The 22,619-nt window shown below is 70.1% G+C and carries 15 protein-coding genes and 1 pseudogene; 10 read left to right on the top strand and 6 right to left on the bottom strand.

Annotated elements, in window-relative coordinates; genetic code table 11:
• Positions 1–252 precede the first annotated feature (252 nt).
• Positions 253–1,356, bottom strand: a complete 1,104-nt coding sequence (locus tag OG462_RS39175; RefSeq protein ID WP_406065413.1) for a PP2C family protein-serine/threonine phosphatase — start codon at positions 1,354–1,356, stop codon at positions 253–255.
• 316 nt (positions 1,357–1,672) lie between these two features.
• Here OG462_RS39175 and OG462_RS39170 point away from each other — a divergent pair, with 316 nt between their 5' ends.
• The 4 genes from OG462_RS39170 to OG462_RS39155 all read left to right on the top strand — a co-directional run bounded on the left by OG462_RS39170 (position 1,673) and on the right by OG462_RS39155 (position 5,444).
• The gene (locus OG462_RS39170) at positions 1,673–2,557 is read left to right on the top strand and encodes a TIGR03619 family F420-dependent LLM class oxidoreductase (RefSeq protein ID WP_406065411.1); all 885 of its coding nucleotides are present in this window, start codon (positions 1,673–1,675) and stop codon (positions 2,555–2,557) included.
• A 589-nt stretch (positions 2,558–3,146) separates the two neighbouring features.
• Complete coding sequence (locus OG462_RS39165; protein WP_406065409.1) at positions 3,147–3,482, top strand: MazG-like family protein; 336 nt, start codon at positions 3,147–3,149, stop codon at positions 3,480–3,482.
• Positions 3,483–3,622: 140 nt separating this feature from the next.
• Positions 3,623–4,390 carry an SDR family NAD(P)-dependent oxidoreductase gene (locus OG462_RS39160; protein ID WP_406065407.1) on the top strand — a complete coding sequence of 256 codons (768 nt, stop codon included), beginning with the start codon at positions 3,623–3,625 and terminating at the stop codon, positions 4,388–4,390.
• Between the two features lie 223 nt (positions 4,391–4,613).
• Complete coding sequence (locus OG462_RS39155) at positions 4,614–5,444, top strand: glycoside hydrolase domain-containing protein (protein ID WP_406065405.1); 831 nt, start codon at positions 4,614–4,616, stop codon at positions 5,442–5,444.
• A gap of 87 nt (positions 5,445–5,531) precedes the next feature.
• Here the strand turns inward: OG462_RS39155 and OG462_RS39150 are convergent, their stop codons facing one another.
• From OG462_RS39150 to OG462_RS39140, 3 genes are all read right to left on the bottom strand, one after another.
• Positions 5,532–6,239: a pyridoxamine 5'-phosphate oxidase family protein gene (locus OG462_RS39150; protein ID WP_406066884.1), complete on the bottom strand. Its 708-nt coding sequence runs from the start codon at positions 6,237–6,239 to the stop codon at positions 5,532–5,534.
• A gap of 95 nt (positions 6,240–6,334) precedes the next feature.
• Positions 6,335–7,798, bottom strand: a complete 1,464-nt coding sequence (locus tag OG462_RS39145) for a globin domain-containing protein (RefSeq protein WP_406065403.1) — start codon at positions 7,796–7,798, stop codon at positions 6,335–6,337.
• Positions 7,799–8,465: 667 nt separating this feature from the next.
• A complete protein-coding gene (locus tag OG462_RS39140) occupies positions 8,466–8,651 on the bottom strand; it encodes a hypothetical protein (RefSeq protein ID WP_406065401.1) in 186 nt (61 codons plus the stop codon).
• A 368-nt stretch (positions 8,652–9,019) separates the two neighbouring features.
• Here OG462_RS39140 and OG462_RS39135 point away from each other — a divergent pair, with 368 nt between their 5' ends.
• Positions 9,020–9,733 (top strand): alpha/beta fold hydrolase, encoded by a 714-nt coding sequence (locus tag OG462_RS39135; RefSeq protein WP_406065399.1) that lies wholly within the window; start codon positions 9,020–9,022, stop codon positions 9,731–9,733.
• A 51-nt stretch (positions 9,734–9,784) separates the two neighbouring features.
• Here OG462_RS39135 and OG462_RS39130 read toward each other — a convergent pair.
• A pseudogene (locus OG462_RS39130) lies at positions 9,785–10,439 on the bottom strand (transposase).
• Positions 10,440–10,967: 528 nt separating this feature from the next.
• Between OG462_RS39130 and OG462_RS39125 the strand changes: the two are divergent.
• Together OG462_RS39125 and OG462_RS39120 are read left to right on the top strand one after the other, a co-directional pair.
• The gene (locus tag OG462_RS39125; protein ID WP_406065397.1) at positions 10,968–11,300 is read left to right on the top strand and encodes a peptidoglycan-binding protein; all 333 of its coding nucleotides are present in this window, start codon (positions 10,968–10,970) and stop codon (positions 11,298–11,300) included.
• A 63-nt stretch (positions 11,301–11,363) separates the two neighbouring features.
• Entirely contained in the window at positions 11,364–11,639 is a 276-nt protein-coding gene (locus OG462_RS39120; protein ID WP_406065395.1) for a hypothetical protein, read from the top strand.
• Between the two features lie 141 nt (positions 11,640–11,780).
• On the opposite strand, the gene OG462_RS39115 is transcribed toward OG462_RS39120, so the two are convergent.
• Positions 11,781–12,542 (bottom strand): hypothetical protein, encoded by a 762-nt coding sequence (locus tag OG462_RS39115; RefSeq protein ID WP_406065393.1) that lies wholly within the window; start codon positions 12,540–12,542, stop codon positions 11,781–11,783.
• Between the two features lie 279 nt (positions 12,543–12,821).
• On the opposite strand from OG462_RS39115, the gene OG462_RS39110 reads away from it, so the two are divergent.
• The 3 genes from OG462_RS39110 to OG462_RS39100 all read left to right on the top strand — a co-directional run bounded on the left by OG462_RS39110 (position 12,822) and on the right by OG462_RS39100 (position 22,565).
• Positions 12,822–13,310, top strand: a complete 489-nt coding sequence (locus OG462_RS39110; RefSeq protein ID WP_406065391.1) for a YjfA family protein — start codon at positions 12,822–12,824, stop codon at positions 13,308–13,310.
• A gap of 312 nt (positions 13,311–13,622) precedes the next feature.
• Positions 13,623–20,960, top strand: a complete 7,338-nt coding sequence (locus OG462_RS39105) for a hypothetical protein (protein WP_406065389.1) — start codon at positions 13,623–13,625, stop codon at positions 20,958–20,960.
• Positions 20,961–20,963: 3 nt separating this feature from the next.
• The gene (locus tag OG462_RS39100; RefSeq protein WP_406065387.1) at positions 20,964–22,565 is read left to right on the top strand and encodes a hypothetical protein; all 1,602 of its coding nucleotides are present in this window, start codon (positions 20,964–20,966) and stop codon (positions 22,563–22,565) included.
• The last annotated feature ends 54 nt before the right edge of the window (positions 22,566–22,619 follow it).

Genomic DNA, 22,619 nt, shown 5'->3' with positions numbered 1-22,619 from the left:
CCGGTCGCCCGGCGGCGCGGTCGTCCCGTACCCGCGGGGGTTGCTCGCTGCGCGGGCGGGGTGTGGATGTCCGGCAGATGTCGTCCGCGACCACAGGGGTTACTCCCGGCGACGGCCGCTGTCCACCGGCTGCCGGCCGACGGCCTGACGATCTCCACGCCCCGGTCCCACCGGCCCTGGTGCTCGGTGCGGTCGAGTACGGCGCCGGCGGCCGGGGCGAGTACCTGTGCGCGGCGCCGGGGCTCTGTCCCGTCAGCCCGGCTCGGAAGTGTCCAAGGTGAGGATCAGGAGGGTGACATCGTCCTGGATGTTGGGGGCGAAGTGACTCAGGTCGGCCCAGATCTCGTCGGGCAGCTGGTCAAGGCCGACACCGGTCATACGGGCCAGGCGCTCGACGAAGGGGTAGAAGTCGCCGGAGGCGTTCCGTGCCTCCAGGACACCGTCCGACGCCAGGAGCAGCCGGTCCCCGGGCAGCAGCGACACCGTGGCGGCGGTTCCCGGCATGACGTCGGCGAGGCCCAGTCCCAGGGGCGGTCCGGGGTCGAGTTCCAGGGTGCTCACGGCTCCGCCGCGCAGCAGGACCGGCGGCGGGTGACCGCAGGCCAGGACACGGACCTCCCGCCCGTACGGCGCGAAGTCCAGGAGGACGGCCGTCGCGAAGAGTTCCGCGTGCTCCGTCCGCACCGAGTCGACCACGAGCCTGCGGTCCAGCCGCGCCGCGATCGCCTCCGCGTCCACGTCGTCCAGCACGGCCTCGCGGAACGCCCCCAGGACGGAGGCGACCGTCGCGACAGCTGACAGACCGTGCCCCTGCACGTCGCCGAGGACCGCCCGCACCCCGTGGGGGCCGGGCCGGACGTCGAAGAAGTCGCCTCCCACCAGCGTGCCGCGCTCGGCGGCGCGGTACAGGCTCGCGCAGCGCACGGGCCCGACCCGCCGCCGTACGTCCGGGACGATGGCCCGCTGGGCCGTCTCGGCGACGGTACGTTCCAGGTCGAGCTGCTCGTCCCGGCGCCCGCGGACGAAGGAGACGAAGACGCTCAGGGTCGCGACGAAGCCGAGGGTGAAGAGGTCGGTGTTGCCGGGCCGGTTCAAATGGAAGAGGGGAACGGTCAACAGCGCGATCGTCGCCGCGCCGAGCAAGGCCGTGGCCAACGGTCCGTAGGCCAGGACGGCCAGCGGAGGCACCGCGCCGAGCAGGAAGCCGATGTCCAGCGGAACGGAGTCCGTGAGGGAGGCCGCTCCGACCCCGACGAGCAACAGCACGGGCAGGACCCGCACCCAGCGGGGCGGCGGGGCCCCGCGCAGCCAGCTCCGCCGGTGCGAGCCGGTCGCCGCCTTCTTTGGCTTAGCCACACCACCAGACTCCTATGCCGGAGTGCGCCGTGCACTCCACGGCCCCCGCCCCGCCGGTCCGGCGGCTCGCCGCCCTCAAGGGCACGGGCGGCGCGGCACAGGCGGCGGCGCGGACTGAGGGCGCGCGGGCGGCGCGGGCAGTACCGGCCGGGCACCTGCCGGCGCGGTCGGCCGACGGTGCGGGTCGTGCAGGCGGCACCGGCCCCGCGGCCCGCCGGTCGACGGACCTCGACCCCCACCCGAAGACAGGCATGTGTCGGGGGTCACACGTCGACCCCTTCGTGTCGCGGGCCGTCCCGCTGACCAGGATGAGGTCATGGAGATTGGCATCGCACTGCCCCAGTACGGCACCCACGCCCGCGCCGACCGCATCGCGGCCTTCGCGCGGGACGCCGAGGACGCCGGGTTCGACTCGTTCTGGGTCGGCGACCGCGCCCTGACCCCGGTCGCCCCCAGCGACCTCTATCCGGGGCACACCCCGGAGAACCCGTACCCCCACCAGTACAAGACCTTCCTCGACCCGCTGACCGTGCTCACCCTCGCCGCCGGCGCCACTTCCCGCGCCCGGCTCGGTATGAGCACCCTCAACGGCCCCTGGTACCCGCCGGCCCTGCTCGCCCGCTCCCTCACCTCGCTCGACCAGGTCAGCGGCGGACGCCTCGACGTCGGTCTCGGCATCGGCTGGCTGCGGGACGAGTACACCGCCGTCGGCGCCGACTTCGGCCGGCGCGGCGCCCTCCTCGACGAGCTGCTCGACGTCCTCCACGGCTTCTGGACCCAGGAGGAGTTCGGCCACGAGGGCCCCCACTGGACGATCCCCGTCTCGTATGTCGGCCTCCGCCCCGTCCAGCCCGCGGGACCGCCCGTCTATCTCGGCGGCTTCAGCCCGGCCGCCCTGCGCCGGGTCGGCCGCCGGGCGGCCGGCTGGGTCGGCGCGGTCCTGCCGCCGGGGGCGGCCGAGGGCCTGTGGGACGTGGCGCGGCGAGCCGCCGAGGAGGCGGGCCGCGACCCGGGGACGCTGCGTCGGCAGATACGGCACAACCCCGCGCCCGGCGCCACGGCGGACGCGATTGCCACCGTGCTCGCGGGCGTGCGGGACACCGGCGCCGACGGCTGCTTCGTCGACCTCCAGCAGTCGGTCGACTCACCCGACGAGGCCCTGGAGCTCGGGGCCAAGGTCCTGGGCCTGCTGCGGGGCTGAGCACGCCGGAGGGGCCCGGACGTCCGTGGCCCCTCCGTATATCGGGTACGACAGAGACCAGATCTGCCGCTCTCGGTTCGTTGGGCCGCGCAGCGATCTGCTGCCGGAACCGGTGACGACCCCCTGGGCGCTCTCGGAGCCGGCCGACATCGTCGGACCGCCGAATGCGCAGGCCATCCGAGAGGCCGGTATCCGTGCCCTTGCCGACCACAACGGAGTGCCGCTCGGCAGCGGTCGGCCCAGACGCCCGTGCACCCCGAGAATCCCGGCGACCGGTCCGAGGACGAGACGGGTGCAAGCCGAACGTCGGAAGCACCGGAAAGGCCCGGGGCCAGGTCTCACGCCGCACTGGCCGTGGGCGGCACGGGGAGACGGGTTCGCGGACGTGGTCTTCCACCTGGCCGGGATTCCCGGCGTACGCCCGTCATGGGGACCGACCTGGCATCGAGGAACCGTCCGCGATGCGATGACATCCTCCGCCGCCCAAGGTGCGTTGGTCCGCCTGACGACGCCTGACCCGCTCGCCGGCGCCCCACCCGCGCCCTGGTCCCAGGCCAGACAAGTCCGTCCCGACACGCAAGGAACCCTGATGAGCAACGACTCGTGGAACACGATCCGCACCCTTGCCGCGCTCTTCACACAGCTCGACACCGCTCGCGACATGACACCGGAGGAGCAGTGGACCCTGCAGATCCTGAAGATCTCCGAGGAGGTCGGTGAAGCCGCCCAGGCCGTCATCGGCGCCCGGGGAACGAACCCCAGGAAGGGGGACAGCCACACCTGGGAGCACGTTCAGGAGGAGGTCGCCGACTGCGTGATCACCGGCATGGTCACCCTGGCCCGGATGCGTCCCGACGACGCGCCCGACTACTTCGCCACCGTGCTCGCGAAGAAGGCGGCGAAGTTCCTCCCGTACTCGGCCTGAGTCGATCCGCCCTTCCGGCGCGGTGCAGTGGCAAGCACGCCCTGCGGATCTCGTACGCCTGCGGCACCGACGACCTCCGCAAGGGGCTGAACCGTATCGTGACCGCCGTGCAGAACATCTGATCGCAGAGAGGCACTTCCATGAACCTGCCCGCATCGGGCCGACGCGTGCTGGTGAGCGGCGCGTCACGGGGCCTCGGCCGCGCGGTGGCCCAGGCATTCGCGGCCAACGGCGACCGCGTGGCCGTCCACTTCGGCTCGCGCGAGGAGGAGGCCCGTACCACCCTCGCCTCCCTCGCCGGCACCGGCCACACCCTCGCCGGCGGCGACCTGGCGAACCCGGTGGGGGCGGTGGCCGTGGTGGACGCGGCGGCCGAAGCGCTCGGCGGGATCGACGTCCTGGTCAACAACGCGGCGGTGAACATCCGCCACCCGCTTCCGGAGACCTCGTACGAGGAGTGGGTGGCGGTGTGGCAGCAGCATGTGTCCGTGAACCTGCTGGCCACCGCGAACCTGAGCCATCTCGCGGCGCAGCGGATGATCGACCAGGGCGGGGGTGGCCGGATCGTGAACGTCGGCTCCCGGGGCGCTTTCCGGGGTGAGCCGGACCATCCGGCGTACGGGGCGACGAAGGCCGCCGTGCACGCCCTCGGGCAGTCGCTCGCGGTCTCACTCGCCCCGTACGGGATCGGTGTGGCTTCGGTCGCTCCCGGGTTCTTCGCCACCGAGCGCGTCGCACCGCGCCTGGACGGCCCTGAGGGTGAGGCGATACGGACGCAGAGCCCGTTCGGCCGGGTGGGTTCGGCCGAGGAGATCGCGGCGGCAGTGCTGTGGCTCGCCTCGCCCGCCGCCGAGTGGTCCTCGGGCACGATCCTCGACCTCAACGGTGCTTCGCATCTGCGTAGTTGAGGACCGCCGACGAGGGCGTCGCCCTTGCCCGGTGAGCCGGGCAGGGGCGACGCGCGGTGCGGGTCCGTTCAGGCGGCCAGCGCGGGCAGGCCCACCTGGCAGATCGACGCGTACCGGGGTCGTCCCGGCCCGCCGTCGGAGTCTTCGCGCCGCCGGGTATGGTGGTCGCGCTTCGGTGGGACGGAGCCGGATCCGTAAGTCGTCATATGCATGGGGTGGGGAATTGCCGAAGCACCGGTTGTCCAGAAAAGGCCGCTACATCGCGCTGGCGACGACCGGCGTCGTCGTCGTGGCCGGCGCCGGGATCGCGGCGCAGACCTCGATGGCCGCCCCGGCGTGGCCGGCACAGAAGACCTACACCGGCCGGGCGTTCGACGCCTGCACGGCGCCGTCGCTCACCGCGATGAAGGCATGGAAGAAGGACGCCTACTACGGCGGCGTCGCCGTCTACGTCGGCGGCAAGAACCGCGGCTGCGCCCAGCCCAACCTGACCAAGTCCTGGGTGAAGTCGGTCGACACGCTCGGCTGGCGGGTCATCCCCCTCTACGTCGGCGCCCAGCCACCGTGCCAGCAGAGCCGGAACAAGGAGAGGTTCACCGCGGCCACCGCGGCCTCGGTCGGGGTCAGCAATGCCAACGACGCGATCGCCAAGGCCTCGGCCCTCGGCATCAAGGCCGGCAGCCCGATCTACCTCAACATGGAGTCGTACGACATCGCCGACAGGGCATGCAACGACGCCACCCTCACCTACGTGCGGTCCTTCACCAAGACCCTGCGCGCCAAGACCTACCGCGCCGGCCTCTACGGCTTCAGCAGCTCCAGCGCCAAGGCGATCGCCACCGCCAAGAACCGCACGGACCTGCCGGGCAACCTCTGGTACGCCCTGTGGAACGGCCAGGAAACCACCACCAAGGACTGGCCCTGGGACCCGAAGCTGTACACCGATCACAGCCGCGGCCACCAGTACAAGGCCAACAGTAAAGAGACTCGCGGCGGTCACACCATCACCGTCGACCGCAACGCCTGGGACGCCCCGGTCGCCATCATCGGCTGACCGCGGACCGCCCCTGCCGCACCGGGTGCCGGCGCGGCAGGGGCGGCACCCGGTGCGGCAGGGGCGGCAGGAGCGGCAGGAGCCCGGTCAGGCGGAGATGCTTCTGCTGAACCAGCCACTGAACGTCTGTTCCTTCGCCGCGGCCGCACGCCGCTCGGCCCGTTCCAGCACCCTTTCGGCCTCCGCTCGCCAGACGGCCGCGTCCGCGCGGGGCGGGGGCAGGAACGGGCCACGCTCGGCCGCTTCGGCGGCGGCTCCGAAGAAGTCGCCACCCTTGCGCTTGAAGTCGTCCGTCCCCCACGCGCGGCCGGCGTCGCGTGGGGGCACCTTCCGCAGGTGGGGAATGTGCTTGGCGCAGTGGATGTACGCCTCCTCGACGGCGACCTCCACCCAGACCTGGGCACGGCGGCCCGGTACGGGGTCGTACGCGAGACCGAAGTGCGTACGGCGCATCTCGTCGTCGGCCACGATCCGCGCCGTGCCGTTGACGTGAAGTCCGATGCGGTCCTGGAGGAAGTCCATCATCAGGATGCCGACGTGGGGGTTCTCCTCGATGTTGCCGAGGCTGGCCTGAACGCCGTTGCCCCGGTACTCGGGGTAGGCGAGGGTCCGGTCGTCCAGGACGTGGAGAAATCCCGGCGGCCCGGCCCGGAATGTGTTGTCGCATTCGCCGTGCCGGTCGGCGGTCGCCAGGAAGAACATCTCCTGCCGTGCCGCGAACTCCCGCATACGGGTGTTGAGCCGGTCGAGGACCTGGTCGGCGTAGAACCTGTCGGCGCGTTCGGTGGTGCCCATGCGCTGCTGGACCTGATGTTCGCCGTCGCTCCCCGGGCGAGTGGCGCGTACGGGCGACGCCTGCCGGAGCCCGGCCTGTTCGCGTTCGAATGTACTCAATTCCTTGCCCCGACCAGTTCCTCGATGGAGTCGTGCCGTATGCGGTGGGCGGGTATGCCGATGTCCACCAGGGTGTCGACGCCGCGGCGAATCATGCCGGGCGGTCCCGACAGGTACGCGTCGTAGGTGTGCCACGGGCCGTACTCGTACACGGCTTCGGGGAGCCGGGCGCCCAGGCCGCCGCCGGGGCCGTCGTCGACGACCGGACGGACGGAGAGCCAGGGGTGCGACTGCTGCATCCGGAGCATGGTCTCGATGTCGTACAGGTCGTGGTCCCGGCGGGCTCCGTAGAACACCTGGACAGAGCGGTGGCGGCCGTGCTGGGCCACGTCCTCGACCAGGGCCTTGATGGGCGCGATGCCGGTGCCGCCGCCGAGGCACAGCAGCCCGTTGTCGGTGCTGTGGTCCACGGTCATGGATCCGGCGGGGGGACCGAGCTGGATGACGTGCCCCGGGCGGGCGCGGTGCACGAGGGCGTTGGAGACCCAACCCGCCGGCACGGCCTTCACGTGGAAGGAGAGCAGGCCGTCGGAGCGGGGGGCGCCGGCGAAGGAGTAGTGCCGCCAGACGCGCGGCCACCAGGGGGTCTCCAGGGCGGTGTACTGCCCGGCGAGGAAGGGGTACGGCTGGTCGGGCCGGACCGTCACGACGGCGATGTCGGGCGTACGCATGTCATGGGCGACCACCTCCGCCTGCCACGAGGCGGGGGCGCGCAGCGCGTCCACGGCCGCCGCGTCGATCATGATCTGGGAGATCGTGGTGTAGGCGGCCACCCAGGCGGACTCGGCCCTGGGCCCCCAGCTCCGCGGGGCGTAGCGGGAGAGGGCGCCGATGAGGCATTCGCCGACGGCGGGATAGTGCTCGGGAAGGGTGCCGTACTTCCGGTGTCCGCGGCCCAGGTGGGACAGGTACGCGGCCAGGGTGGCGGTGTCGTCCGCGTGGGTCGCGGCGGTGAGCAGCGCCTTGAAGAGGCGGTCGCGCTGGGTGTCCATGGCAGCGGGGAAGAGCGCCCGCAGGTCGGGGTGGCGGAGGAAGAGCAGGGCGTAGAAGTACGAGGTGACCTTGTCGGCGATCGGCTCGATCTCGGCCATGGTGCGCCGCAGGAGGCCTACGTCGGACGTGTCCTCCGAGGCCGGGGACGGAGGTGGGGACGGGGCCGGAGTAGGGGCGGCAGCCTGGGTCGGACCCTGCCGCTGAGCCGGAACCTGGGCGGGCGCTTCGGGTGCCGTGCGGCTCCGGTCGGCGCCGCTGCCCACGGGGCGTATCTGGGTGAAGGGTCTGCCGGACGTACGGCCCTCGGCGCCCCGGTGCCCGTCCTGCTGACCATCCCGCTCGCCGCCGTGCTGCCCGTTCCGGTGAGGCTGCGGGCTTGTTCCGAACCAGCCGGGGCTCCGACTGCTGCCGCCGGAGCTGTCGCCGGACCTGTCGCCACCGGCGGACGTGGTGGTCGGAGCATCCATCGGTTTGCCTCGCCTCGAACATCTTTCGGTCGTCTGCGTACGTGGGGTCCGAGTGTGCCCCCATTCTTCCTCTCCGTATCGGAATTCCCGGCTTTCACCCCAGCTTTCAAATCCAATGACACGTACCGCACTTGATATGCGACGGCACCCGAACGTTCGAACGGGCTCGACCATACCCCGACCGGACGCACTCGTGAACGAGCCCTTAAGCCGCCACGGTGCCACGACATTTGAGCAGGTCAACGCGGTGCGCGGGAGAGAAGCTCGGGCTCTGCGATGAGTTACCGACGAGTTCGAGCGACACGACGAGCCGTTCGCCACAGGCTCATGAGGAAATTCCCGACGGAAATGAAGCAGGGCAGCCCGAACCTCTCACACCGCACGCGCGGATTCTTCACTTTCTCCACATGCAGGTGCCGCCGCGGAGCCAGAGAGCCATCAGAGCCCCAGGCATGTCGGGTCGTCAGCGACCACCGCGTGGGCGCAAATGACAACGAGCTGGTGCCACACGTGCCCTCCGGGTAGTACGAGGGCCGGGCCCGCCGCTCGGCGCGGCGGGCCCCGGTTCTGGAAACAGCGGCGGTCTACGCCTCGGGACGGTTCAGGCCGTCGCGGTTCTCTCCGTCGTCGCGGCGGACGTGCCGGCCCCTCGTCACTCCGCCGTGTTTCAGGATCCGGCCATCGCGATGTCGTCGGGGTGGCCGTGGACCTTCCCGTTCGTGGAGATCAGGTAGCGGCCGCGGTCAAGGGGGACGTTCGAGAAGTTCTCGGCGCTGCCGTGGTGGGCGACCTTCAGCGCGTCGATCCGCAGTCGGCCGTCCTCGGACGCGGCGCGCGGGCGGAGCGAGGCCACGAGGTGTGGGGCGTTGGCCGAGATTCACGGGTGTTGGGCGCCGTTGCCTCAGAGATCGCCCGGACAAAGACCTAGTCCGCCGTCACCCCCCAGTAGCCGATCTCCGGCGGCTCGCCGTCCTTGTACAGGACCGTGCAATGGCCGAGGCCGCGACGGGGGGAGAGCTCGTGGTCGGCGTGCAGGGCCGTCTCCCCCTGCGCGAAAGCCGCGAATTCCCTGCCATACCGTGTGACGGCATCTATCCGGATGACGCGGTTCTGAAGTGGGGTGGCTCTGCTGACGGGGGCAGGGAGTCCGCTCAGGCACCTGGGGCGTATATCGAAAGTATTTCCTAGGAGATCGTCAGGCTGCCCGGCTACGGTGCGGCCATGGTGAATTTCGTGCTGGTTGCAGGTGCACGGCTCGGGGCGTGGGCGTGGGGCGAGGTGGTGCCGTATCTGCGCGCGGCTGGCCACGGCGTCTATCCGTTGACGCTGTCCGGTCTTGCTGACAAGCAGGGTGTACCGGCGGGGCAAGCGACTCACGTCCAGGACATCCTTGCCGAGGTAGAACGCCAGAGTCTGCGTGACGTAGTCCTGGTGGGTCACAGCTACTCGGGCATCCCGGTAGGTCAGGCCGCGGAGCGGATCGGTGACCGACTGGCCCGCGTAGTATTCGTCGACTCAAGCGTTCCAACTGACGGCGAGTCGTTTGTCTCCGCCTGGCCGGACGGCGGGGCGGCAGTGGAGGCATCGATCGCCGAGAGCGGAGGGTTTTGGCCGCTCGCGCCAGCTGCTCATTACGACGGCGAGGGTCTCACCGATGAGCAGATCGCACGCCTCGTGCGTGGCTCGACGCCTCACCCAGGTGCCACGCTGACCGAGCCCGCTGTGCTGTCGGGGCCGCTCGGTGAACTTCCGGCGACATACATCCTGTGCGTGATGCCAGGGGCCGAGCCTGACGACGCCGAGCCCGACGAAGATGTGGCTGAGCTGCTGAACAGCAAGCGCTGGCGGCTGGTCAAGATGGACACCGGCCATTGGCCGATGTTCTCCCAGCCGCGCGAGCTGGCGCAGATTCTCCTCAATGCTGCCGTGGAGTGAGAACACCTCCATGCCTGCGGGCTGGTTTTGGACGCGCTTGATGTGTGCTGGTCACAGCCATTCGCCGATGGCCGCTATGAGGACGGTCGCCTCATAGCGGACCGCTGGCTTGTCGTATCGCGTGGCGACGGCGCGGTACCTCTTGAGGCGGTTGATCCCACACTCGACCGCGTGGCGCTCACGGTGGTCGACCGGGTCGAACTTCGGCGGCCGGCCGCCGCGAGAGCCGCGCTGTTTGCGGTGGCGCGCCTGGTCGACCTTGTCCGGGATGGTGCAGCGGATCCCTCGGCGACGCAGGTAAGCGCGGTTCTTGCGGGAGGCGTACGCCTTATCAGCACGCACCCGATCGGGGCGGACGCGCGGCCGGCCCGGCCCGATGCGGGGCACGCGGCCCTTCCTCAGCACGGGTTCGAACTGCGGCAAGTCGCCGCGCTGCCCGGCCGTTACCACGATCGACATGGGCTTCTGGCCCTGCTCGACGGTCAGGTGCACCTATCCTGCCCCACGGGCCGTACTCGACGGGCACGTCCCGCCACGGAACGCCCGTTCGGACCCGGAACCGTATGCCGTCGATCAACTGCCGCCGGGGCCAGACAGGCGGCCGCCCCGCCTTCGTCCCCATCGGCAACAACGGCAACAACGGCAACAACGGCAACAACGGCTCCAACACCGCCCACTGTTCATCAGTGAGATGCCCCCGCCCCATGAATGAAGATCATTCATGGGGCAAGATCCACTTTCGATACAGGCCCTGGTGCCCATGGCCAACGACGGTTTCACCGTCTTTGCTGTTCCCCAGCCTCTCTACGCCGCCTTGATCGGCGCAGCAGCGGATCGGCTCCGAAGCACAGCCCTCACATGGGCTGAGGCCGTCTCTGAATCGGACGAGGAAATCTCTCCCGACAGTGCGGTCGACCTGCTTGAGCGCCTGTCCTGGTCGACGTGGTCCACGACGAGCACGTCGATTCAGCCGTCCAGCCCGGCCAGGAGCGCCGGCGGACCCGATCGAGGCGGCGTACGCACTCGGGGTCGTCGGGGAAGGCGCCCATCCCCCTCCGCCACTTGGCATCTCAACAGATGGCCTTCGCCGCTCCACGGGGGTGTCCGGGCTCGGTGGCAGCGGGTTCGAGGCTGAGGGACCATGGTTCTGGGGCTCCGAGCACTCGACGCCGGGGAGCGTCATTGACGGGTGTCTCCCTCTTCAGTGTCATGCGACATGAACAGGAGGCGGATAATGCCCAATCCACTGCTCAGAAAAGGCGACAGCGGCCCATTCGTCACTCGCTTGCAGGAGGACCTCACAACCCACGGATACCCCGTCGGCCAAGTAGACGGAATATTCGGGCCCAAGACCGATGCCGCCGTTCGCCAATTCCAGTCCGATCACGGTCTGGCCGTTGACGGGATCGTGGGTCCGGCCACTTGGACGGCGCTCGAAGGGCCCGTTCCGACTGCGGCCGTCACCTTCGACCTGTCCGACTTCCCGTCGCTCGCGCACATGTTCCGCTGTGCAGCCAATGAAGACGTTGACGGCTACGTGGCAAAGTTCGGGATCGATCTGACATGACCCCTCCGACAACCCGACGCCATTCAGCATCCGCCGCTGGATCCAGCTGAACGGAGAGCCATCATGGCATGTGAATTGCAGAAAATCGCCGCTGTAGTCGCCTTCGGGAATGCCGTTGCCTCGACACCCGGCGTCGCGTTCGGCGCTGTCGCGCCTCCCCTGGAACCGTTGCTGGCCGCCAAGATGTGGCTTTCGTGGGTCGGCGTGCTGGTCACTCTCGGGTTGCTCTCCAAGTGCCTCGACGACGCCGGACGGCATCAGGATGCCGAAACCCTGAGGCAGGAGATCGACAAGTTGAAGGGCGAGATGGAGTCCATCAAGAACAGCGTTCCTCACTGACCTCGATACTGACCTCGGTTCGCCGGCCATCATCATGCGCGGCCATATCAGGCGCTCCATCGGCAGGCGCTCGCTGATCGCCTTTCAGTCGAGCAGCCGCCAGTCGAGCTCCTGCCGCCGCGTCGGCGCCGTGACCACGGGTCAGGGCCGCCCGGCCTCCGCCAAAGCGGTGAGGACCCTGCGGGTCTTGCTTTCGGGAAGCTCGGAGAGCGTCACCCCGCGCTCCCGCACCGCCTCCTCCAGCTTCCGTTGCTTGCGTTCGGCCCGCGCCGTCAACTCCTCGGCGTTCTCCCCGTCCTTGGGCTTCACCCGGATCGAGGCCTCCAGGAACTCCAGGCCGGCGACCCGCCACGCCTCCAGATCGACCTTCAGGTCGTCCAGCGCGACGTCGTCGGCCTTCGTGGAGAAGATCGGGCCCAGCGCGACCAACCCGTCCAGCCCGTCCAGCACGACGGCGGGTGCGCAGGCGTCCAGGAACTGGTCCTGCACCGCGTCGATCGGCGCGGCGGCATCGACACCGGGCTGGACGGCGCTCAAGAGCGCGCCCCGAGGGTGATCGTGGACCAGGGAAGCAGCCACCACCCGACGGTCCGCCGACCAATCCTCCTCGATCCGGTACGTGAACGGCGTGGCGTCGAACGGGGCCGCGAACCGGCCGACGAGCTGCTCCCGCGTGGACGGCCGCAACTTCACCGTCAGCTCGTCCGAACCGCTGCCGATCCTGAACCGTACGATCACGCCCGCGTCCAACAGTGGCACCCGGCCCTCGGCGACCCCGTCGCGGTCCTCCGCGAACCAGATCCGGCGCGTCGTCATCGCGGCGCCCGTCCCGCCCAGGGCGGACAGCGCCGCTGCCACGTCACCCTCGATGTTGACCTTGATCTCAATCGGCAGCAGGTCCATGGCATCGCTCCTGCACGCTTCCCAGACGTTGCCGCGGACGCTTTCGCAAGCGTTGGCCGGAGGAGTCGATTCGACACCGCGTGGGGCCTGAAGTTCGTGAATCCGGCCAATCCATGGTATCCACACCGTCCTGCGGGCTGCAGCGCAACTCCGGATCGACGTATGCGCTTTCAACTAGCCTCAAGGCCCCGCCGGTTGCCGCCGCATGTCGGCAGGTGTGTTCTGGAATCACGGGAGTTGGCAGCCCGCGTCCTACGCGCCGCACCGGAAGGAATCCTCATGATGAGCAAACGCCGTCCGGCCGGGACGCTCGCCGCGGTGCTGATCACAGCGGCAGCCACCTCGGCCCTCTCCACCCCCGCACATTCCGCACCGGACACGGCGTCGAAGGCTCCGACGAGAGCTCCGGTGACGTGCTTCGCCACTACGTGTCACGGCCTGGATCCCATCGCGACCCATTGCGTCGACGACGCCGTGACGATCGCCGACGCGACACTCGGCGGTCGCATCGTTCGGCTGCGGTACAGCGCGGAGTGCAGGGCGGCCTGGGCACAGCTCTGGTTCGGAAAGCCGGACGACAGAGCGTACGTACGGACCGAGGACAACGGCGGGCACACCATCGCGATACAGAGCATCACAGTCAGGCCGGGGAACGAGAACAGCGTGTACACACCGATGGTGAACGACAAGGACCTCAAGGCCACGGCGTGTGCGGAAATTCCGTCCCTGCCGCCCGATTCCGACACGGCGTGCACGATCTTCTACTGAGACCGAGGCTGAGGCGGCCGAGGCTGAGGCGACCGAGGGCCAGCGGCCCGTGTCACGGCGGTCGTGTTGCGGCACGCTATACCCGTGACATGCTGGAATTCGGAGTCACGAGCAGATCGACGCACGCAGTTTCCGCCTCGGCTTGGTGAAGACACGCAAACGCTGTGGCGCACGCGCAATGACCGCTACGGAAGCGCGGCGACGCCGACTCCGAAACCCCGAATCCGTGAGATCGGTTCCCATTGGTTCCTCTGGCGTGTCACGGAGGTGCCGGAACGTCGCCCCGGACGGTCAGAGCCCCAGGGAAATGACATGGCCGAGATCAGAATTGACAGCAGTGGTCTCACCTTCACCAAGTTCTCTGTCTCAGGGCACAGTCCGGATCTCGTGGACGGGGCGACGGCTCCGTTGCTCTCCCTCGACCCGGGCGTCTACAGAATCGAGCAGATCCCGGGCCGGCCGGCGAGTTTCGAATTCCGGGTGACGCAGGAGGGGTTGGTCGAGTACGACGCGGCCAACGATGCGTTCCTCGGAGGGCGCGGGACTTCCTCACTCGTCCTGCGCGGCTTCCCCGTCACGCTCGACGGGCGCGCGCTCTCCCACGACCTGGAGGTGTTCCTCCATGGCAGCTCGGCACGGTTGGCGCGAGGCACGGTCCATGAGCTGAGGCTGCTACCGGCCGGGACTTACGGATTCGTGCCCGGGCCGAGGGTCGTGGTGCCGCTGTTCGACGTGGATGTGAGCGGGGCGGTGCGCCTGACCGGAACGGTGGCGCGGTGCGGGTCGGTCGATACGTCTGCGGACGGCACGCCCGTGGTCACGATTCGTGGGTTCACGGTCGCGATCGACGGGCAGGTCCTGTCAACCGACCTCGAACCCTTCCTGAACGGCAACTCCGAACGACTCCCCCGTACGAGCGTCGGCCGACTCGTCCTCATCCCAGCCCAGGGCTACGGCTTCGTCCCCGGCCCCCGAGTCATCGTCCCCACCTTCGACCTCAGCCCCGACGGCACCATCACGCCCACCCCGACAATCGCCCAGTGCGCCACCACCGGAACCACCGCCGACGGCACCCCTCTCCTCACCATCCGCGGATTCACGGTCACCGTCGAAGCGCGGGCGCTGTCGCACGATCTTCGCCCCTTCCTCAACGGCAACGACACTGTGCTCACGCACGCCTCTTCCCATGAACTGGTCCTGATACCCGCCGAGGGGTACGCGTTCGTCCTGGCGCGGGGCTTCGCGGACCTGCGGTTCTCGGTGACCCCCGACGGACGGGTGAGCATCCAGCCCGAGCACGCCGGGTACGCCGAGGCCAACGGGCTCACCCTGACCATCCGCGGGTTCAAGGTGACGATCGACGCCCGCGCGCTGTCCCACGACCTCACACCCGAACTCCTCGGCTGGACCACAGGCGCCCTCCCACGCTCAAGCACCCACGAACTCACCCTCATCCCCAGCCAGCAGTACAAGTTCATCCTGGCGCGGGGAGTCGCCGACTTCGACTACGCAGTCGCTGTCGACGGTCAGGTCACCATGCCGGCCGACTGCAACACCTTCGCCGAGATCACCGGCAGCACACTCACCATCCGCGGATTCAAGGTGACCATCGACGCCCGCACGCTCTCCCACGACCTCACACCCGAACTCCTCGGCTGGACCACAGGCGCCCTCCCACGCTCAAGCACCCACGAACTCACCCTCATCCCCAGCCAGCAATACATGTTCATCCTGGCGCGAGGGGTGGCCGACTTCGGATACGCCGTCACGAGAGACGGCTTGCTTACTGTGGCCCCACAATTCACCACGTTCGCCGAGGCCAACGGGCTCACCCTGACCATCCGCGGATTCAAGGTGACCATCGACGCCCGCACGCTCTCCCACGACCTCACACCCGAACTCCTCGGCTGGACCACAGGCGCCCTCCCACGCGCCACCACCCACGAACTCACCCTCATCCCCAGCCAGCAATACATGTTCATCCTCGCCCGAGGAATCGCCGACTTCCACTACGCGGTCACCACCGACGGTCAGGTCACCATGCCGGCCGACTGCACCACGTTCGCCGAGGCCAACGGGCTCACCCTGACCATCCGCGGATTCAAGGTGACCATCGACGCCCGCACGCTCTCCCACGACCTCACACCCGAACTCCTCGGCTGGACCACAGGCGCCCTCCCACGCGCCACCACCCACGAACTCACCCTCATCCCCAGCCAGCAATACATGTTCATCCTGGCGCGCGGACTGGCTGACTTCCACTACGCCCTCACACGCACCGGCCTCATCTCCCTCCCCCCACAATTCGCAACCTTCTCCGAAGCCAACGGGCTCATCCTCACCATCCGCGGGTTCAAGGTGACGATCGACGCCCGCACGCTGTCCCACGACCTCACGCCCGAGCTGCTCGGCTGGACCGCAGGCGCCCTCCCGCGCTCAAGCACCCACGAACTCACGCTCATCCCCAGCCAGCAATACATGTTCGTCCTCGCCCGAGGAATCGCCGACTTCCACTACGCCCTCACCACCGACGGCCACATCACCATGCCGGCCGACTGCAACACCTTCGCCGAAGCCAGCGGACTCACCCTCACCATCCGCGGATTCAAAGTCACCATCGACGCCCGCACGCTCTCCCACGACCTCACACCCGAACTCCTCGGCTGGACCGCAGGCGCCCTCCCACGCTCAAGCACCCACGAACTCACCCTCATCCCCAGCCAGCAATACATGTTCATCCTCGCCCGAGGAATCGCCGACTTCCACTACGCCCTCACACGCACCGGCCTCATCTCCCTCCCCCCACAATTCGCCGCTTTCGCGAGTTCCAGCGGTCGTGCACTCACCATCCGCGGATTCACGGTCACCCTCAACGCGCGGGCGCTGTCCCACGACCTCACACCCGAACTGCTCGGCTGGACGGCGGGCGCCCTCCCCCGCGCGACCACGCATGAACTCACGCTCATCCCCAGCCAGCAATACATGTTCATCCTCGCCCGAGGACTGGCCGACTTCCACTACGCCCTCACCGTCGACGGTCAGATCTCCATCGTTCCCCGGTTCTCCGGCTTCGCGACGGTTGCCTGGCGCACGCTGACCCTGCACGGGTACCGGATCACGGTCGACGGGCGGGCTCTGCCGCATGACCTCATGCCGGAGTTGCTGGGGTGGACCGCGGGTGCTCTGTCCCGGGCCAGTGCCCACGAGCTGGCCCTGATCCCGTCGGCGCAGTACAGAATGACCGGCGTCGGAGTCGCAGGGGTCGAGGTCCTGTTCAGTGTCGGCACGGACGGCACGGTGGTCATCGCCACGGGACCCGAGGGGCTGCTCATCTTCCTGTCCGGTGCCACTGTTCCCCGGGAGAACCCCTTCGCGTTGCGTCGGGCGCTCGACGAGGCTCGGCTGCAGCACGACACCAAGCAGGCCGACGTGGACGCCAGAGCGGTCACGCTCGATAGGATCCACAAGTGGGCCGCTGGATCGCACGATCCCTTCGAGCCGGGCCCCACGCCCCATGCGGTCGTGCGCTCCGCGGAGAAGAACCAGCAGAACCGGCTGACGGAACTCGACGGGCTGCGGGCCGAGTTCACGAGTGCCGGTCTGCGGCTGGCCGCCGCCCTCGACGGGGAGGAGCCGCTCTTCGCCTCCGACAACACCGCGCCCATCGCCTTGTTGCCCGTACGCATCGAGACGAAATGGACGGATGACGGCCGTGCCATCAAGGTGCGCGTGTACCCCGACGACATCCACATCGACGCGTTCGACCCGGCGCTGACCCCTGCCGAGCTGGAGGCTGCCCGCCACTACTGGGCAGACCCCGGTGAGCACGCCTGGCAGGAGCTCCTCGGCAAGGTCAGCGCGCCCAGGGCCGCCTGGGCAACCCGGGCGGCGCGGCCGGGGGCTCCCGCGCCGCGCATGCGTGACCCTCGGCGGCGGCGTGCCCCTCGTGTGACGACGCTGCCCGCCCGCTGGCGCTTCCTGGGTCTGGTCGACGGGAGGGTGGCGGTCGACAGGACGGGAGCCGACATTCCCGACCCGTTGCCGCTCGGCCTGCTGGCGGCCGACGAGTCGGCGCCGGATCATGAACACGCGGAATGGGCCATCGACTTCGACGCGGCCCTGGCCGCGGGGATGGGCACCGTGCTGGCGCTGCCGGAGGAGTTCGACCATCTCGACGAGCTCTTCGTCATCGGGGTGAGCGAGCTGTCTCCCGAGGACGGGGCGGAGGAGCTGCGCCGGTGCCTCCACGGTCACGCGTTCGGTGACGGGTTCGGTTTCCTCGCACCGGGGACTCCGACGAACAACACGCCCGAGACCACTTCCGCCTGGTCCTCGCGTCCCACCCCGATGCCTCCCGGGCCTCCCCCGGTCCTGGCGGACCACACCGACGCCTCCCGCCTCGCCCGGGCGCTGGGCCTGAGCGATGCGGGCTTCCTCGCCGAATGCGCGGGCTCCGCCCACGACGGCGACGGCCCGATCGCCGCGCTGTCGCTGCTGAGCTGGTGGTCGGTGCTGTACGAGATGCAGAGCGAGGCGATCACGCCCGACTCGGGTGTGCCGCAGTCGGATGCCGAGCGCCGGGCGGCCCATGAGCGGTGGGTGAAGGTCAGGAACCACTTGACGGATCACGTCCGCAGCCGCGGTCCGCTGCCGACCCTGCGCGTCGGGCGCCAGCCGTACGGGATCCTGCCGGTGACGGCGCTCGACGAATGGGTGCCGGACCGGGACGACGGCGTCGACGCGCTGCTGCTTCCCTGGCTGCAGCGTCTGCGGCACCACTGGCGGGCCGCGCTCACACCGGGCTGGGTCCCGCGGGTGACCGACGGGACGCCGGCCGACTGGCTGGCCGCGGACATCCTGAGCCGGCTTCCCGTCTCGAACGACCTGGTGATCCGGCGCGAGACCACGTCGAGGGGCGGGCGGGAGAAGTTCGACACGATCCACAAGCGAGCACCGGGCCCGGCCATAGCGCTCTCCGGCATCCGGTCGGGACTGCGCTGGACGGTTCCGTCGGAAGAGACCAGCAACCTCGCCTGGACATCGAACACGACGGAACCGGACTACGCCCTCGTACCGGAACGTCTCGCGCCGAACGCGGCCAAGTACGGCGTCCTGTTCGAGGACAGTCGGCGCCGGCTCGCCGACTCCGTGGCGTTCCTCGGCGGCGAGCTGACGCAGGAGCAGTATCTGGTGCGCTGGCCGATGACGAGTGCCGGAGACCCTTCCCCCGATCGCCTTCCGACGATCTTCGGGCACTTCCGCTTCAGTACCGCCGAGCGGGCCACCGACCTCGTTCCCCTCATGGTGAACGGCGACGGCAGGGACGTCTTCTTCACCAACCGCGACGGCTTCATCGGTGACGGCTTCGACCTCGCCTTCGACATCCCGAACGCCGTGGACCTCGCGATCCGGAAACGGCTGCAGGAGGGGGCGACCAGTGCGGTCGCGGCCTCGATCCTGGAGCGCGCGCGTCAGGCGCTGCCGTCCGCGGGTGTGCTGACCAACGGTCTGCATGCGCTCGCCGGCGTGCCGGCGGACGGATTCCTGCCGCTCGCCTTCGAGTTGTTCGACGTCTGCTCGCACCGGTGGGACGCCTGGGCCACCTCCCTGGCCGGCAGGCGGCTCAGCGAGACCAGGGCAGCGGGCACGTCCGGGATACGTCTCGGCGGATACGGCTGGGTGGAGAACCTGTATCCGGGTTCGGCACGGTCGTCGGACGGATTCATCCACGCCCCCTCCTTGCACCACGCGGCGACCGCGGCCGTGCTGCGGTCCGGGTTCCTCGCCCATCGCGACGCGGGGTCCCCGGACGCCGCGGAGGCTACCTCGCCGCTGGCCGTCGACCTGACCTCGCGTCGCGCCCGGGTCGCCCGCTGGCTGCTCGGCGGGGTCAGGCGCGGTCAGAGCCTGGGCACGCTCCTCGGGTACCGCTTCGAGCGCGCGCTGCACGACGCGGGTCTGGACGTGCAGAAGGCCCCGTTCCGTCGGGCCTTCCCGGCGCCCGTCGCGCATGAGCCCACGGCGGGCGAACCCGAGCCGGAACTCTGGGAGCGCAGCGCCGAGGCGATCGCCGCGCGGAACGTCGTCGACGGCATCGCGCTCGCGCGGGCGGTCTCGGCCGGCACCGTCGACGCGGTGCTGGCCGGCCACGGTCTCCCCCCGGCCGACCCCCGGGTCGGGCCCGCGCTCGACGACCTGGTGGATGCCCTCGACGCGGTGAGCGACCTGCTCCTGGCCGAGAGCGTGCACCAGCTCGTCGGCGGCAACCCGCTGCGGGCGGGTCTGTCCGCGGACTCGCTGGGCGCCGGTCAGCACGTGCCGGACCGGTTCGACATCCTGCGCACCCCACAGCGCGGCCGGGCCGTGACGCACCGGATCGCGGCCGTGCTGCCCCCCGCGTCCTCGCGGCCCGCCGGATGGGGTACGGATCCGTTCTCCGCGCTCGAACCCGGGGTGGACGCGTGGGTGGCCCATCTCCTCGGCCCCGCGGCCGGGTGGCGGCTGGCCGGTACCGTCAAGGCCGGGGAGGCACCGACGCGGCCCTTCGACGTGCCCCTGGACGAGGTCGGCTTCAGCGCCCTGGGTCTGGTGCTCGACGTGGCGGGGAGCGTGCACCGCAGACTGCACCGGCGGATCGGGGAGCTGAAGGGAGTGCCAGGGGCCGCGGTCGGCATCCGTGGGGGATGGGACGAACTGCGCGCGGTCACCGGCCGGATCCAGGGCCTTCTGGTCGGCGCGGGACCGCTGCTCCCTGCCCATGTGCTCGACGAGGGGGGTGCGCTCCCGGCGCCCGACGTCGAGAAGGTACGCGAACGGGTCGCCGGTTTCGTCACGGAGGTCACCGACGCCGAGCGGCGCCGCGCCCTGGGGATCGACGGCGACCCCGCACGCCTGGCCGAACTCGCCGGGGACGCCTCGAGTCCCGGCTGGCTGAACGAGGTCACGCGCGTGCTCGCGGAGTTCCTCGGCAGCGGCGTGCCCCTCGCGCCGCCGCTCCCTGGGGTGTCCCTGCCGCCGTCGGCCGCGGGCGTGAGCGGCGTGGACGTGGCCGACTGGGTACGCCGCTTCGGTTCGGTCCGGCCGACCGTACGGACCTGGCACGAGACGTTGCTGCTCGCGGAGGTGCGCGCAGGGCGGCCGAGCCGTCTGAGCGCCTCGCAGGCGCCCGCGGGCGGGGCGTGGATCGGCGGCTCCTTCGAGCCGCTCGAACGCCCGCCGGCACGGCGCCATCTGGTCTGCCACACGCCCGTCGCCCCGACCGGCGCCCAGCGGCTCGCCGGCATCGTGTGCGACGAGTGGGTCGAGGTGCTGCCCGGAGCGGACGCCCTGGCCGCGAACAGGACGAGGAACGACGGCGTCGCCGCCGAGTCGGAACTGACCGGGGTCTCGTTCCACTTCGACCGGCCCGACGCCAAGGCGCCGCACGCCGTTCTCGTCGCCGTACCGCCGCATCCGGTGCGCGGCTGGACGGCGGACGGCCTCGCGCTGGTGCTGCGCGACACCCTGGAGCTCGCCAAGATGCGCGCCGTCGACCTCGCCGATCTGCCCCTGCTCTCCGACGTGCTCCCTGGGGTGCGGGTGGGAGAGTTCGGGACGACGGCCCTGGCCTCCATGATCCGGGATCACTGGATCGAACTGGCTGAGGAGTAGCCGATGCCTCGCAGGAATTTCGAGCACAGCGGATTCTTCCGGTTCCGGCTGGAACCCCTGTCCCGTACGAACGAGGTGGCCTCCGGGATCTCGGCGCGGGTGCACGATCCCGCCTGGGCCCTCGCCCGCCAGTGGCAGTTCGGCGAGTTCGCCGGCCAGGACGCCGGATCGCCCGTGGTGGCGCGGATCGAGGGGCACAGCACTCTCGTCTCGGCGTGGCGGCCTGTGGTGAGCGACGACCCGGCGGTGGTCGCCGCCTGGGTGCCGTACGACCCGACGACCGGCCCGCTCGACGCGGTGGTCGAGTCGGAGGACGGCGGGGGTCCCGACGAGTACCTGCGGGTCGAGGGAGGGGCGCATTTCGTGCGGCTGCTGCACGAGGCGGGGCAGTCGGCGAAGCTGCCCCAGGTGCTCGCCGAGTACCGCTTCGATCCGATGCCCGACGGGACCACGAGTCTGGTCGCCCTGCTCGCGCCCAGGGTGCCCGACGCCCGCGAGCTGGCCGAGGACCTGACCAACGGCGGGCTGCGGGTCTCGGGCCTGACGGCCGTCGGATCGCGCTGGCTCGCCTGGTGGCGCGGCGTCGCGCCCCCGGAGACGCCCGGGACGGACGCGTTCGATCCGCACCGCTTCGAGTACTGCTCGGACTTCTCCTTCGGCGACCGGGTCCTGCACGCCGAGGAGTACGTCGGCGACGGCCTGGACTGGTACAGCGTCGACGTCGACCCGTCGGCCACGGCCGCGGCCGCGGCCCCCGTGCGGAACTTCACCCAGGAGGTGGTCCCGTCGACCGTGCGCTTCGGCGGGATACCGGCCGACCGCTTCTGGGAGATGGAGGACGCACAGATCAACCTGGGCGCGACGGACGTGTCGAGCCTGGACACCGGCCGGCTGCTGTTGATCTCGTTCGCCGAGGTCTACGGAAACGACTGGTTCCTGTTCCCCTTGGAGGTCCCGGTCGGCTCGATCACCACGCTCGACAGCATCGTGGTCACCGACTCCTTCAACGGCACCCACACCGTGGAACGCTCGGGGCGCGACGATCCCCGCTGGAACCTCTTCACCGTCACCGGTTCCGACGACGGACTGCTGATGATGCCGTCCGGGCGGGGCGCCGTCGGCGAGTCCCTGGAGTCCGTGGCGCTCGCGCGCGACGAACTCGCGAATCTCGCCTGGGCCATCGAGAAGACGGTCACGGTCGGCGGCGAACTCGTCGACCGCAGGGAGCGCTGGCTGCGCATCGCCCCGGAGGGACCGCCGCCCGACGACATCGGTTCGTACGCCGTCCAGACCATCGTTCCGGACTACTGGCTCCCGCTCGTGCCCCACGCGCTCAGCGCGCAGGCGATCCGGTTCGCGCTGGTGCCCCTGCTGCAGCCGGGCGCGGAGTCGAAGCCGCACGGCCGGCTGCTGCGGCCGGACCACTGGGTGCACGAGGAGGAGGTGCCGCGCGAGGGTGCTCTGGTCGTACGGCGGCCCGTGCTCGCGCGGTGGTTCGACGGTTCCTGGCACGTGTGGGTGCGGCGCGAGAAGAACCCCGGCGGTGGCGAGAGCTCCAGCGGGCTGCACTTCGACATCGTGCGGCCGTCGGAGACTTGGCCGTAATCTTCCTTGCCGAATCTTCCTTGGCCGCTTGCCGAATCTTCCTTGGCCGCAATT

It is taken from the genome of Streptomyces sp. NBC_01077 (genome assembly GCF_045162855.1).
GTDB lineage: Bacteria > Actinomycetota > Actinomycetes > Streptomycetales > Streptomycetaceae > Streptomyces.
Note: the sequence above shows the minus strand (reverse complement) of the source record. Positions and strands in the feature narration are given on the sequence as shown.

Excerpts from the sequence above, each read along its gene's own strand:
- OG462_RS39170 (WP_406065411.1), top strand. The coding sequence starts at position 1,673 with ATGGAGATTGGCATCGCACTGCCCCAGTACGGCACCCACGCCCGCGCC.
- OG462_RS39165 (WP_406065409.1), top strand. The coding sequence starts at position 3,147 with ATGAGCAACGACTCGTGGAACACGATCCGCACCCTTGCCGCGCTCTTC.
- OG462_RS39160 (WP_406065407.1), top strand. The coding sequence starts at position 3,623 with ATGAACCTGCCCGCATCGGGCCGACGCGTGCTGGTGAGCGGCGCGTCA.
- OG462_RS39150 (WP_406066884.1), bottom strand. The coding sequence starts at position 6,239 with ATGGGCACCACCGAACGCGCCGACAGGTTCTACGCCGACCAGGTCCTC.
- OG462_RS39145 (WP_406065403.1), bottom strand. The coding sequence starts at position 7,798 with ATGGATGCTCCGACCACCACGTCCGCCGGTGGCGACAGGTCCGGCGAC.
- OG462_RS39135 (WP_406065399.1), top strand. The coding sequence starts at position 9,020 with ATGGTGAATTTCGTGCTGGTTGCAGGTGCACGGCTCGGGGCGTGGGCG.
- OG462_RS39125 (WP_406065397.1), top strand. The coding sequence starts at position 10,968 with ATGCCCAATCCACTGCTCAGAAAAGGCGACAGCGGCCCATTCGTCACT.
- OG462_RS39120 (WP_406065395.1), top strand. The coding sequence starts at position 11,364 with ATGGCATGTGAATTGCAGAAAATCGCCGCTGTAGTCGCCTTCGGGAAT.
- OG462_RS39115 (WP_406065393.1), bottom strand. The coding sequence starts at position 12,542 with ATGGACCTGCTGCCGATTGAGATCAAGGTCAACATCGAGGGTGACGTG.
- OG462_RS39110 (WP_406065391.1), top strand. The coding sequence starts at position 12,822 with ATGATGAGCAAACGCCGTCCGGCCGGGACGCTCGCCGCGGTGCTGATC.
- OG462_RS39105 (WP_406065389.1), top strand. The coding sequence starts at position 13,623 with ATGGCCGAGATCAGAATTGACAGCAGTGGTCTCACCTTCACCAAGTTC.
- OG462_RS39100 (WP_406065387.1), top strand. The coding sequence starts at position 20,964 with ATGCCTCGCAGGAATTTCGAGCACAGCGGATTCTTCCGGTTCCGGCTG.